Source organism: Streptomyces shenzhenensis, from assembly GCF_021462265.1.
Lineage (GTDB): Bacteria > Actinomycetota > Actinomycetes > Streptomycetales > Streptomycetaceae > Streptomyces > Streptomyces shenzhenensis.
The window spans coordinates 176,777-190,466 of the sequence record NZ_JAJONF010000010.1 but is presented as its reverse complement, the minus strand read 5'-3'; the positions used below and the strand labels follow the sequence as shown (position 1 = coordinate 190,466).

Below are 13,690 nucleotides of genomic sequence, written 5' to 3'. Positions count from 1 at the left end.
GCGCCCCGGGTGGAGCGACCCGTAAGGTACGCGGGGAAATGCGCGACAGGCCCCTCGGCGACCCGCGGCTGAGATGCGACGCGCTCCCCTCCCGTACCCTCGAAGAATGAGCATCCCCTTCCTCAAGGGCCACGGCACCCAGAACGACTTCGTGATCGTCCCGGACCCCGGCAACGCCCTGGACCTCACCCCGGCCGCCGTAGCCGCCCTCTGCGACCGCCGCGCCGGCCTCGGCGCCGACGGCGTGCTGCACGTTGTACGGTCTGCCGCGCACCCGGAGGCCAAGGGGATGGCCGCCGACGCCGAGTGGTTCATGGACTACCGCAACGGCGACGGCTCGATCGCCGAGATGTGCGGCAACGGCGTCCGCGTCTTCGCCCGCTACCTCCAGCACGCCGGCCACACCACGGAGGGCGACCTCGCCGTCGCCACCCGCGGCGGCGTCAAGGCCGTGCACATCGCCAAGAACGGAGACATCACCGTCGGCATGGGCAGCGCCCGCCTCCCCGAGGGCGACGTGACCGTGAGCGTCGGCGAGCGCAGCTGGCCCGCGCGGAACGTGAACATGGGCAACCCGCACGCCGTTGCCTTCGTCGAGGACCTCGCCGACGCCGGTGACCTCCGCACCCCGCCCCCCTTCAGTCCGCCGTCGGCCTACCCCGAAGGGGTCAACGTCGAGTTCGTCGTCGACCGCGGCCCCCGCCACGTCGCGATGCGCGTGCACGAGCGCGGCGCCGGCGAGACCCGCTCCTGCGGCACCGGCGCCTGCGCGGTCGCCGTGGCCGCCGCCCGCCGCGACGGAGCCGACCCCTCGGTCACCGGCGCCCCGGCGACGTACACCGTGGACGTGCCCGGCGGACGGCTCGTCATCACCGAGCGGCCCGACGGCGAGATCGAGATGACCGGCCCCGCCGTGATCGTCGCCGAGGGCGAGATCGACGCCGAGTGGCTGGAAGACGTCACCCGTTAGCTGACCGCGCATCGGAAACCGTGCTCCAGACGGCCATTCAACATCCAGATCAACGGCCCGCGTTGCCCCTGACGGCGAGAAACATCGGCCACCCCGCGAACAGGTGGCGCAAAATCGTAAACCTCGAAATCGTCGCTCGATGGGGTGATCCGTTTCACGCTCGGCGGGAGCCGGTCAATCGGGGGCGATCGGCTCGGTAGCATCAAGCACCGGCACGGACGGGGGAACGTCGCCAATCCCTGAGCCGCGTATGCCCTGGGGCCCCGTCCGCCGGTCACGAGCCGGAGGTGCCCATGAGTGCGGAGGCCACGAACCCTGTGACGTCCGGTCCCGTAGCGCCCGCGGCGGCGGTCCGCAGGAAGGCCCGCCCCCGGATCGACCTGCGCCGGCTCGGCCGGGCCGCGCTGCTCGGCAACGCCGCTCGCGGCAAACTCCCCGATGCCATCGGCCACGTCGTCGAGGCGCACCGCGCCCACTACCCCGACGCCGATCTCGAACCCCTGCGCCGGGCCTACGTGCTGGCCGAGTCCTCGCACCGCGGCCAGATGCGCAAGAGCGGCGAGCCGTACATCACCCACCCTCTCGCGGTCACCCTCATCCTCGCCGAACTCGGCGCCGAGACCACGACCCTGACGGCGTCTCTGCTCCACGACACCGTCGAGGACACCGATGTGACGCTCGACCAGGTCAGGGAACAGTTCGGCGAGGAGGTCCGTTATCTGGTCGACGGGGTGACGAAACTCGAGAAGGTCGACTACGGGGCCGCCGCCGAACCCGAGACCTTCCGCAAGATGCTCGTCGCCACCGGCAGCGACGTCCGGGTGATGTCGATCAAGCTCGCCGATCGTCTGCACAACATGCGCACCCTCGGCGTGATGCGCCCCGAGAAACAGGCCCGCATCGCCAAGGTCACCCGTGACGTCCTCATCCCGCTCGCCGAGCGGCTGGGCGTGCAGGCGCTGAAGACCGAGCTGGAGGACCTGGTCTTCGCCATCCTGCACCCCGAGGAGTACGAGCACACCCGGGAGCTGATCGCCGAGAACGCGGCCCGCACCGGCGACCCGCTCGCCGAGATCGCCGACGAGGTCCGCGGTGTGCTGCGCGAGGCCGACATCCCGGCCGAAGTCCTGATCCGGCCCCGCCACTTCGTCTCCGTGCACCGCGTCAGCCGCAAGCGCGGCGAACTGCGCGGCGCCGACTTCGGCCGGATCCTCGTCCTGGTCAACGAGGACGCGGACTGTTACGCCGTCCTCGGAGAACTGCACACCTGTATGACCCCGGTGGTCTCGGAGTTCAAGGACTTCATCGCCGTACCGAAGTTCAACCTCTACCAGTCGCTCCACACGGCGGTCGCCCGCGCCGACGGACAGGTCGCCGAAGTCCTCATCCGCACCCACCAGATGCACAAGACCGCCGAGGCCGGCGTGGTCGCCCTCGGCAACCCCTACGCCCCGGCCGCCGACGCTCCCGCGGCGGACGCCTCCGACTCCCCGGCCGACGGCGAGCGCGCCGACCCCACCCGCCCCGGCTGGCTCTCCCGTCTCCTCGACTGGCAGAAGGCCGCCCCGGACACCGACACCTTCTGGTCCACCCTGCGCGAGGACCTCGCCCAGGACCGCGAGATCACCGTCTTCCGCCCCGACGGCGGCACCCTCGGCCTCCCCGAGGGCGCAACCTGCGTGGACGCCGCGTACGCCCAGTACGGCGAGGACGCCCACGCCTGTATCGGTGCCCGCGTCAACGGCCGCCTCGCGACCCTCAGCACGGTCCTCGTGGACGGCGACACCGTCCAGCTCCTGATGGGGCAGGACCCGGCCTCCGAGCCCTCACGGGAGTGGCTGGAGCACGCCCACACCCCGGCGGCCCGGATCGCCATCCAGCGCTGGCTCGCCACCCACCCGGACAGCACCGAGGAGCCGCCGGCGCCCGCCCCCAGCCGGCCCGTCCCCGACCCCGCGGTCCCCAGCGCCGCCCCCCGGACCGCCAACGCCCTGGTCGTGGACCGCCCAGGGGCGACCGTACGGCTCGCCGGCTGCTGCACCCCGGTCCCGCCCGACGAGGTCACCGGTTTCGCCGTCCGCGGGGGAGTGGTCACCGTGCATCGCGTCGAGTGCGCCTCGGTACTCCACATGAAGAGCACCGGGCGCCCCGAGGTGACCGTGAGCTGGGGCGACAGCACGGCCTGCCGGGTCACCCTGGTCGCTGAATCGTTCGGCCGCCCGCATCTGCTCGCCGACCTCACCGAGGCGATGGCCCAGGAGGGCGCCGAGATCGTCTCGGCGACCGTGGAACCCCCCAGCCAGCAGCGCGTGCGGCACACGTACACCGTGGAGCTTCCCGACGCGGCCCACCTGCCCGCCCTGATGCGCGCGATGCGCAACGTGCCCGGTGTGTACGACGTCGGCCGAGCGCAACACCAGTGACCTACTCGTTCGAGTGGATCGGTCGCGCGTCGGCGTCTTGACGGCGGGGTGCGCTGGTAGCGGTGTTTCATGCCGCTCACCCTCCGCTTTCGCCTGCTGACGGGACGTACTCACCTGCTGACGGGGCGCACCGGCCCACTGACGGGAGCCCGGCCGCTGACGGGACGCACCCGCCCACCAGTGGCCCGCCCCGGCCAGCCCCGGCGTGTCGCCGGCCCGCTCCCGTCTGCCGTCGGTCCGCTCCGGCGCCGGCGGGCCGCCGCCCTGCTCGCCTCCGCCGTCTCCGTCGCCCTCCTCGGCGCGAGCGCCCCGCCGGTCCCGCTCGGCCTCGGCGACCGGCTCTTCCCGTACCTCGGCAACCCGGGGTACGACGTGGCGTCGTACGACCTCTCCTTCACCTACCGCGGCAGCAACGACACGCCGCTCGAGGCCGTCACCACCATCGACGCCCGGACCATCGCCGACCTGGACCGGCTCAATCTGGACTTCGCGCACGGCAAGGTCGAGTCCGTCGAGGTGGACGGCCGTCCCGCCGACTTCGAGAGCGCCGGTGAGGACCTGGTCGTCACACCCGGCCGGCCACTGCGGCGGGGCGACCGGACACGGATCACGGTGAAGCACACCAGCGATCCGGTCTCCGCCAAGGGCGAGGACGGCGGCTGGGTGCGCACCGCCGACGGGCTCGCCATGGCCAACCAGGCCGACGCCGCGCACCGGGTCTTCCCGTGCAACGACCATCCCTCCGACAAGGCGATGTTCACCTTCCACGTGACCGCCCCGAACGACTACACCGTCGTAGCCAACGGCCTGCCCGCGAAAGCGTCCCGGACCGGCCGCACGACCACCTGGACCTACCGCACCCAGCACCCCATGGCCACCGAGCTGGCCCAGGTCTCCATCGGCCGCTCCGCCGTACTGCACCGGGCCGGACCGCACGGACTGCCCGTCCGGGACGTCGTCCCGAGCGCCGAGGCCGGGAAACTCGAACCCTGGCTGGCGAAGACCCCGGACCAGATCGCCTGGCTGGAGCGCAAGGTCGGCACCTTCCCGTTCGAGACGTACGGCGTGCTCATGGCCCAGGCCTCCACCGGCTTCGAGCTGGAGACCCAGACCCTCTCCCTCTTCGAGGAGCACCTGTTCACCGAGCCCACCCACACCAAGTGGTACCTGGAGTCGATCATGGTGCACGAGCTGTCCCACCAGTGGTTCGGCGACAGCGTCAGCCCGCGCGTCTGGTCCGACGTCTGGCTGAACGAGGGCCACGCCACCTGGTACGAGGCGCTGTACGCGGAGGAGAAGGGCCACCAGCCCATGGTCAACCGCATGAAGGCCGCATACGGGGCCTCCGACCGCTGGCGTGCCGCCGGCGGACCGCCCGCCCTGCCCAAGGCCCCCGAGCCCGGCCAGAAGATCAGCATCTTCCGGCCGAACATCTACGACGGCGCCGCCCTCGCCCTCTACGCCCTGCGTCAGGAGATCGGCAAGCCCGCCTTCGAGCGCCTGGAGCGGGCCTGGGTCCAGCGGCACAAGGACGGCACGGCGACCACCGCGGACTTCGTCCGGCTGGCCTCCACGATCGCGAACCGCGACCTCACCGGCTTCCTCGACGCCTGGCTGTACGGCGAGAAGACCCCGCCGATGCCCGGCCACCCGGACTGGAAGCCGGTCCCGGCCTCGAAGGAGCTGGCCGGCAAGTAACAGGCCGGGAAGCGACGGCCGGGCGACCCCGGAACGACCAACGGCGGAGCGACCCCCCGGAATAACACGGTGCCGGGACGAGCCGTACCGTGCGACCATCATGGGACCGGCGCGGTACGGGTCACGGGGAATCTCCCGGGGTACTCGTACGTTGACTGAATGAAAGCCGGTTTCGGCATTCCCATCGACGTAAGGACCCAATGACCTCCTCTTCTTCCCCTTCCCAGGACACCAGGCGCCTCGCGCAGGACTACCCCGACGGTCTTCGGGCCGATGCCCTGATGGAAGAGGACGTCGCCTGGAGCCACGAGATCGACGGAGAGCGGGACGGCGACCAGTTCGACCGCTCCGAGCGCGCGGCCCTGCGCCGCGTGGCAGGCCTCTCCACCGAGCTCGAGGACGTCACCGAGGTCGAGTACCGCCAGCTCCGCCTGGAGCGGGTCGTGCTGGTCGGGGTGTGGACCTCGGGCACCGTGCAGGACGCGGACAACTCCCTCGCGGAACTGGCGGCCCTCGCCGAGACGGCGGGCGCGCTCGTCCTCGACGGCGTCATCCAGCGCCGCGACAAGCCGGATGCGGCCACCTACATCGGCTCCGGCAAGGCCCTGGAGCTGCGCGACATCGTCCTCGAAACCGGCGCCGACACGGTCATCTGCGACGGTGAGCTCAGCCCGGGCCAGCTGATCCAGCTGGAGGACGTCGTCAAGGTCAAGGTCATCGACCGGACCGCCCTGATCCTGGACATCTTCGCCCAGCACGCCAAGTCCCGCGAGGGCAAGGCGCAGGTCGCGCTCGCGCAGATGCAGTACATGCTGCCGCGGCTGCGAGGCTGGGGTCAGTCGCTGTCCCGGCAGATGGGTGGCGGTCGCGGTGGCCTGGCCACGCGTGGTCCCGGTGAGACCAAGATCGAGACGGACCGGCGGCGGATCCGCGAGAAGATGGCGAAGATGCGCCGGGAGATCGCGGAGATGAAGACCGGCCGCGAGATCAAGCGCCAGGAGCGCCGCCGCAACAAGGTGCCGTCCGTCGCCATCGCGGGCTACACCAACGCCGGCAAGTCCTCCCTGCTCAACCGCCTCACTGGCGCAGGCGTCCTGGTCGAGAACGCCCTGTTCGCGACCCTGGACCCGACGGTCCGCCGCGCGGAGACCCCGAGCGGCCGTCTGTACACCCTGACGGACACCGTCGGCTTCGTCCGCCACCTGCCCCACCACCTGGTCGAGGCGTTCCGCTCCACCATGGAGGAGGTCGGCGACTCCGACCTGATCCTGCACGTGGTCGACGGCTCGCACCCGGCTCCGGAGGAGCAGCTGGCCGCCGTGCGCGAGGTGATCAGGGACGTCGGCGCCACCGACGTGCCCGAGATCGTCGTGATCAACAAGGCGGACGCGGCGGACCCCCTGGTCCTCCAGCGCCTGCTGCGCAACGAGAAGCGCTCCCTCGCGGTCTCGGCCCGCACCGGCCTGGGCATCGAGGAACTCCTCGCCCTGATCGACAACGAGCTGCCCCGCCCGTCGGTGGAGATCGAGGCCCTGGTCCCGTACACCCACGGCAAGCTGGTGGCCCGCGCCCACAACGAGGGCGAGGTCCTCTCGGAGGAACACACCGCCGAGGGCACCCTCCTCAAGGTACGGGTGCACGAGGAACTGGCGGCGGAACTCGCGCCGTACGTTCCGGCTCCGGCCGCGTGACAGTTCGCAAGTGAAGGCCCGCCCCCTTGGTTCGGCAGTTTCCAGGGGGCGGGCCTTTTCGCACCCCCCTCAGGGGCGCGGGGAACCCACGGCGGCCGTCAGCCGCCCACTGACAGACACCTCTGTGGCGACAAGTCGGCGGTCACTCACTGATCCGCGAACTCCTTACTGACCCCCTCGTACACACCCCTGGCCACGTCCCCGAACCGAGGCCCGGCCAGCCACCCCGAACTCACCGGCCCGATCGACGTGTTGGACACCAGCGCCGGCTTGCCGTCGGCGCCCGTCTCCACCCAGCCGCCCCCCGACGCCCCACCGGTCATCGTGCACCCGATCCGGTACATCGTCGGCGCCGACGCATCGACCGACAGCCGCCCCGGCTTGTCCGCGCACTGATACAGCAGCGACCCGTCGTACGGCTTCGCCGCCGGATACCCGGCGGCGGTGATGCTCGGCACCTTCGGCACCGCGGGCGCGTCGAAGTTCACCGGCAACGCCGAACCCACCGTCTCCTCAAGTGACTTGCCGCCATTACCCTGCTCGGGCGTCACATGGATCACGGCGTAGTCGTACGACGCCCCGTGGCCGCCCGTCTCACCGCCCTGGTCGATCCACTGCTGCGAGGTCTGCGCCCCGTCCCCCCACCAGACGCCGTACGGCGCGATCTCCGAACGGTTCGCCGCCGCCAGCGCCGAACCGGTCAGCCCCTTGTCGTTGTACGACGGCACGAACGCGATGTTGCGGTACCAGCCGCCGTTCCTGCCGGCGTGCACACAGTGCCCCGCCGTCCACACCAGGTTGGACTTGCCCGGGTGCGCCGGGTCCTCGACGACCGTCGCCGAGCAGACCATCGTGCCCTCGGGGGAGTCGAAGAAGACCTTCCCGGCCGTGGCCGCGCTCGCGTGATACGCCGGCCGCACCGCCTTCGCCCGGACCGGCTCCGGCGTCGGGTCGGTCACCCCCTGGTCACCGGAGATGTCGTTGGCGTCAACACCCTTGTCCTGGTCGGGGTCGTTGGCGTCGCGCATCCGGTTCGGGTCCCACAGGCCCTTGACGATGGGATTGATGAAGTCGTCGGCCTCGCGCAGCCAGTCGTTCTTGTCCCAGTTCTTCCAGGCGCCGTTCTTCCATTTGTCGACGTCGATCCCGTGCTCTTTGAGCTTGTTCTTGATGTCGTCCGGGATCTTGATCTTGCCGTCACCGGTGCCGGCCGTGGCGGACGCGGACGCCGGGCCGCCCGCGTTGTCGTCGCCCGAGCCGCCGCAGGCGGTGGCGGTCAGTGCCAGAGCCGAGGCGAGGGCGACGGCCGCCAGCGCACGGGGCGCGCCCCTTCCCCCTCGAAGGGCGAACGACGGCCGGATGGATCGCATGGTGGTGACTCCCCCTGCTGGTAAGGAACTTCAGCGCCACACACTATGCGCTCGCTGTGCGCCGCTTCCCATGGAAGGGCAACGGTTTCGCTACGGCCCTCACCAGCGAGGCAACCGCAGTTCGTAGGTGGGATCGACGCGTCGCATGTAACCGGTGTCGTCACGCGTGCGCATTCCCGACTCCAGGTACAGCCGGTGCAGCCGGTCGAGCACCTCGTGATCGAGTTCGACGCCGAGCCCCGGGCCGGTGGGGACCCGGACCGCTCCGTCGGCCAGCTCCAGCACACCGGGCCGGATCACGTCGTCGGCGCTGTTCCACGGGTAGTGCGTGTCGCAGGAGTGGTCCAGGTTCGGGATCGCCGCCGCGACATGGGTCATGGCGGCCAGGCTGATGCCCAGATGCGAGTTGGAGTGCATGGACAGGGCCAGGCCGAACGCCTCGCAGACGGCGGCGAGTTCCCGGGTGCGACGCAGCCCGCCCCAGTAGTGGTGGTCGGTGAGCAGCACCTGGATCGCGTTCCGCTCGACCGCCGGCCGGAGGTGCTCCCAGGCGATCACGCACATGTTGGTGGCGAGGGGGAGCGGCGACTCCTCGGCCACGGCCGCCATGCCCTCGATGGTCGCGGTCGGATCCTCCAGGTACTCGAGGACGCCGTCGAGTTCCCGTGCCACGTACCCCGACGTCTCCACCGTCCAGGCCGTGTTCGGGTCGAGCCGCAGCGGCTGGCCAGGGAACGCCTCCGCGAGCGCCCGCATCGCCGCTATCTCCTCGTCCGGTGGGAGCACGCCCCCCTTCAGCTTGAACGACCGGAACCCGTACCGCTGTCGCATCAGCCGGGCCTGCTCCACGATCCCGGCCGGGTCCAGCGCCGCGCCCCAGCCGTCGCCGACCGCCGGGCGGCCGTCCAGGGCGGGATGCTCCGCCCACTTGTAGAAGAGATAGGCCGCGAACGGCACCGAGTCCCGGACCCGGCCGCCGAGCAGGTCGCTGACCGGGCGCCCGAGCAGCCTGCCCTGGGCGTCGAGGCAGGCCACCTCCACCGCACTCGTGGTCCACCCGCGTTCGTGCGAGCTGGGCACGGTCGGGAACAGAGCCGCGTCGATCGCCGCGGTGACGGCGGTCACCTCGAAGACGTCCATACCCACCACGAGCCGCGCCGCCGCTTCGAGACACTCCAGCCGGGCCGTGCCGCCGGGAGCCTCCCCGAGCCCCACCGTGCCGTCCTCCAGCACGAGTTGGAGCACGATCCGCAGGGCCAGCGGCTCGTGGACGCCGCTGGAGTTCAGCAGCGGCGGGTCACGGAAGGCGATCGGGGTGACGATCAGCTCACGGATCTTCGTGCTCATGGGCCACTGCCTCCGGTCCGCGGTCGCACTCACCGCTGTTCAAGTCAGCAAACCTGCATCACATATCTAAATCGATGAGCCAAGTTATGAATCGTTCGATCCTCACGTCAAGACACGGCGAGGGGCTCGGTCGGGAGCGCTGGGGGTGGGTCCGTGTTGGTCCGCGTCCCGCGGGGTGAACGGCGGACGGGCCAGGAAAGGCAAGCTCGCGGCAATGATCTCGAGGTGACCCGTAACCCGCCGACCGGTCCGGGGTTGGTAGCGGTGGGGGGCCCGCTGCCTGCGCCCGGTCCCCGCCGATCAACTCGCCTCTGGACAGCGGGGAGGACAGCGAGCCGTGGCCGTGACGGAGTCGGTGACCGGGGGGACGTTCGGGGGAGCGCACGCGGCGCACGAGGGGATCCTCAGGCGTCAGTCGGCGCGTGAGTCGCGGGCACGTACCTACGCGCGCGCCCTGCCCATCGTGCCGGTGCGGGCCCGCGGCCTGACCATCGAGGGCGCCGACGGACGCCGCTACCTGGACTGCCTCTCCGGCGCCGGCACCCTCGCCCTCGGACACAACCACCCCGTCGTGCTGGAAGCGATCCGCAAGGTCCTCGACTCCGGGGCCCCGCTCGCCGTCCTCGACCTGGCGACCCCCGTCAAGGACGCCTTCACCACCGAACTGTTCCGCACCCTGCCGCCCGGCCTCGCCGACCGCGGCCGCGTCCAGTTCTGCGGGCCCGCCGGCACGGACGCCGTCGAGGCGGCCTTCAAACTCGTCCGGGCCGCGACCGGCCGCACCGGCATCCTCGCCTTCGCCGGCGCCTACCACGGGATGACCACAGGCGCCCTGGCCGCCTCCGGCGGAGCCGGCGAGGTCCGCGTCGCCCGGCTGCCCTATCCCCAGGACTACCGCTGCCCGTTCGGCGTCGGCGGCCTTGGCGGCGCCGAACTCGCCGCCCGCTGGACCGAGACCGTCCTCGACGACCCCAAGTCCGGCGTCCCCCTCCCCGCCGGCATGATCCTCGAACCCGTCCAGGGCGAGGGCGGGGTGATTCCCGCGCCGGACGACTGGCTCCGCCGGATGCGCCGGCTCACCGCCGACCGGTCCATCCCCCTGATCGCCGACGAGATCCAGACCGGGGTCGGCAGGACCGGTGCCTTCTGGGCCGTCGAGCACAGCGGCGTCACTCCCGACGTCATGGTCCTGTCCAAGGCCATCGGCGGCAGCCTCCCCCTGGCCGTCGTCGTCTACCGCGACGACCTCGACGTGTGGGAACCCGGCGCCCACGCCGGTACTTTCCGCGGCAACCAGCTCGCCATGGCGGCCGGCGCCGCCACCCTCGCCCACGTCCGCGAGAACGCCCTCGCCGAACGAGCGGGCCGCCTCGGCGCCCACATGCTCTCCCAACTGCGTCGGCTCCAGGACGACTTCGCGTGCGTGGGGGACGTGCGGGGGCGGGGGCTGATGATCGGGGTGGAGCTGGTGGATCCGGAAGGGGAGGCGCTCACGGGGGCGGCGGAGCGCGCGAGGGAGGCCAAGGAGGCTGGGGAGGCCACCGGGGAGGCGGAAGCCCAGCCAGCCGGTGCTGCCGTGCGGACGCGGGGCGGTGCGGTGAGCGGGAGGGACGGTGGACCTCGGTCCGGGCCGCGCCCCGCCGCCCCCGAACTGGCCGCGGCCGTCCAGCGTGCCTGCCTGGAGCGGGGCCTGATCGTCGAACTCGGCGGCCGCCATGCGGGTGTCGTACGACTGCTGCCGCCGCTGACCATCACCGACGAACAGGCGGCCGCGGTACTGGACCGCCTCGCCGACGCCGTGGCCGCCGTGGCCCGCGACCCGGCCGCCCACGGCGCCCGGCCCCGACGACCCGGGGGCCGCAAGGAGCCGGCCGACTGACCGGCGCACCGGGAAGGCCCCGGACGTCCGGCACGCCCGCCCCGAACCGGCCACCCGGACCACCCGGAAGGCCAACGTCAAGAAGGCCGGGGCCAAGGCCGAGAAGGCCGGAAAGACCCGGCCGGGGCCTGCCCGCCGAACCGCCGACAACAGGCCGGCCGACCGGCGCACCGCGGACGAACCAACCGGGCGACGACCCCGGAGGGTTCCGACCGCCGCACGCACCGAACTCGACATCGTCCACACCTCTCTCGTCAGGACATCCAGCACTCGACTCACCGTCCGACCAGCCCGGTTCGCCGGCACGACGCCGAACGCCGCACCGCCCGAGCCCCCGAGGAACTTCCTTGAACGCCACCCCCGCCCCCGACGACAACGGAGACCGAGGTCCACAGGGACGCCCGGTCCCGCTCGCCGAGTCGGTCCCTCCGCAGCGAGGCCGCACCGCCCCGCCCGAGGTACCCCGCGACGACCCGGAAGACCTCCTCGAACACCCCGACCCGCACCTCGCCGCGCAGGCCGCCGCCGCAGAGAACCTGCTCCGCTGCTGGGTACGCGAGACGAACCTGCCCGCGCCCACCACCGGCACCCTCCGCATCCCGCTGCCCGCCAGCGGTACGACGCTGGTCACCCCGGTCCGCCACTGGTCCGCGACCGGCTGGCACCGCTTCGGCCCGCCCCGCCTGGCCGGCGCCCCCGACACCGCCCCACCCGTCGACGCGGTCACCCTCGCCGCCCTGCTCACCCGCGAGGCGACCACAGCACCCGCGCTCACGGCCGACCGAACCGCGGGCGGCACCGGCCACGCCGCCGACGTCACCCCCGGCCTGTGGGGCGCCCCCGACGACGGCGACCTCGTGGCCCGGGTCGCCGACTCCCTGCGCCGCACGGTCACCTTCATCGCGGACCGTCGCGCCCACCCCGCCGACGGCCCCGACCACTTCCTCGCCGCCGAGCAGGCACTTCTCCTCGGACACCCACTGCACCCGACCCCGAAGAGCCGCGAGGGCCTGACCGACTCCGAAGCCCGGCTCTGCTCACCGGAGCTGCGCGGCTCCTTCCCCCTGCACTGGATGGCGGTCGCCTCCTGTCTGCTCGCCACCGACTCGGCCTGGACCGAGCGAGGCCGTCCCGTTGCCGCGCCACACCTCGTGGAACGCCTGGCCGGCATCGTCCTGCCCCTGCCCGACGGCTTCGCCGCCGCCCTGCCCCTGCACCCCTGGCAGGCCCGCGAGGCCGCCCTCCGTCCGGAGACCGCCGCCCTCCTCGACGCCGGACTCCTCCGCGACCTGGGCCCGCTCGGCGCCTCCTGGAACCCCACCTCCTCCGTGCGCACCGTCCACCGCACCGGCGCGCCCGCCATGCTCAAGCTGTCGCTCGGCCTGCGCATCACCAACTCGCGCCGGGAGAACCTCCGCAAGGAACTCCACCGCGGCGTCGAGGTGCACCGCCTGCTGCGCACCGGCCTCGCCAGACAGTGGCAGGCCGTCCACCCCGGCTTCGACATCGTCCGCGATCCCGCCTGGCTGGCTGTCGACGGCCTGGACGGCCGGCCCGTGCCCGGACTCGACGTGGTGATCCGGCACAATCCGTTCGCCCCGGCCGACGACGTGTCCTGCGTCGCCGGGCTGGTCACGCCCCGGCCCCTCGACGTCCCCGCGGCGAACGGCAGCCCCCGCCCCTACCGCTCCCGGCTGGCCCGGGTGGTCTCCCGGCTCGCCGAACGCACCGGCCGACCTGTCGGCGCCGTCAGTGCCGAGTGGTTCCTGCGCTACCTGGAGCAGGTCGTCCGCCCGGTGCTCTGGCTCGACAGCGAGGCCGGTATCGCCCTGGAGGCGCACCAGCAGAACACCCTCCTCCTGCTGGACGCCGACGGCTGGCCCGCCGGCGGGCGCTACCGCGACAACCAGGGCTACTACTTCCGCGAGTCCCGACGGGCGGACCTCGACGCCCGGCTGCCCGGCATCGGGAAGCGCAGCGACACCTTCGTCTCCGACGAGGTCACCGACGAGCGTTTCGCCTACTACCTCGGCATCAACAACGTGTTCGGTCTGATCGGCGCGTTCGGCTCCCAGCGGCTCGCCGACGAGCGACTCCTGCTCGCGGCGTTCCGCCGGTTCCTCGTCGCCGCCGCGGCCGGACCCGCCCGGCTGCGCACCTCCCTGCCCGGCCGCCTGCTCGACTCACCCGTCCTGCCCTGCAAGGCCAACATGCTGACCCGGCTGCGCGGCCTCGACGAGCTCACAGGTCCCGTCGACACCCAGTCCGTCTACGTCACCATCACCAACCCCCTCCACTCGTAGCTCTGCTGA

At 72.1% G+C, this 13,690-nt stretch carries 8 protein-coding genes; 6 read left to right on the top strand and 2 right to left on the bottom strand.

The window, feature by feature from the left end; genetic code table 11:
- Positions 1-106 precede the first annotated feature (106 nt).
- The 4 genes from dapF (at position 107) to hflX (ending at position 6,782) form a co-directional block, all read left to right on the top strand.
- Entirely contained in the window at positions 107-970 is an 864-nt protein-coding gene (dapF, locus tag LQ326_RS16260; RefSeq protein WP_234537213.1) for a diaminopimelate epimerase, read from the top strand.
- A 293-nt stretch (positions 971-1,263) separates the two neighbouring features.
- Positions 1,264-3,393, top strand: a complete 2,130-nt coding sequence (locus LQ326_RS16255) for a RelA/SpoT family protein (protein WP_234537211.1) — start codon at positions 1,264-1,266, stop codon at positions 3,391-3,393.
- 69 nt (positions 3,394-3,462) lie between these two features.
- Positions 3,463-5,091 carry a M1 family metallopeptidase gene (locus LQ326_RS16250; protein ID WP_234537208.1) on the top strand — a complete coding sequence of 543 codons (1,629 nt, stop codon included), beginning with the start codon at positions 3,463-3,465 and terminating at the stop codon, positions 5,089-5,091.
- 200 nt (positions 5,092-5,291) lie between these two features.
- Positions 5,292-6,782 carry a GTPase HflX gene (gene hflX / locus LQ326_RS16245; protein WP_234537205.1) on the top strand — a complete coding sequence of 497 codons (1,491 nt, stop codon included), beginning with the start codon at positions 5,292-5,294 and terminating at the stop codon, positions 6,780-6,782.
- Between the two features lie 146 nt (positions 6,783-6,928).
- On the opposite strand, the gene LQ326_RS16240 is transcribed toward hflX, so the two are convergent.
- Together LQ326_RS16240 and LQ326_RS16235 are read right to left on the bottom strand one after the other, a co-directional pair.
- Complete coding sequence (locus LQ326_RS16240; protein ID WP_234537204.1) at positions 6,929-8,152, bottom strand: trypsin-like serine peptidase; 1,224 nt, start codon at positions 8,150-8,152, stop codon at positions 6,929-6,931.
- A 99-nt stretch (positions 8,153-8,251) separates the two neighbouring features.
- Complete coding sequence (locus LQ326_RS16235; protein WP_234537201.1) at positions 8,252-9,499, bottom strand: glucarate dehydratase family protein; 1,248 nt, start codon at positions 9,497-9,499, stop codon at positions 8,252-8,254.
- Positions 9,500-9,836: 337 nt separating this feature from the next.
- On the opposite strand from LQ326_RS16235, the gene LQ326_RS16230 reads away from it, so the two are divergent.
- Together LQ326_RS16230 and LQ326_RS16225 are read left to right on the top strand one after the other, a co-directional pair.
- Positions 9,837-11,378 carry a diaminobutyrate--2-oxoglutarate transaminase family protein gene (locus LQ326_RS16230; RefSeq protein WP_234537199.1) on the top strand — a complete coding sequence of 514 codons (1,542 nt, stop codon included), beginning with the start codon at positions 9,837-9,839 and terminating at the stop codon, positions 11,376-11,378.
- A 347-nt stretch (positions 11,379-11,725) separates the two neighbouring features.
- Entirely contained in the window at positions 11,726-13,681 is a 1,956-nt protein-coding gene (locus LQ326_RS16225; RefSeq protein ID WP_234537196.1) for an IucA/IucC family protein, read from the top strand.
- Positions 13,682-13,690: the final 9 nt, after the last annotated feature.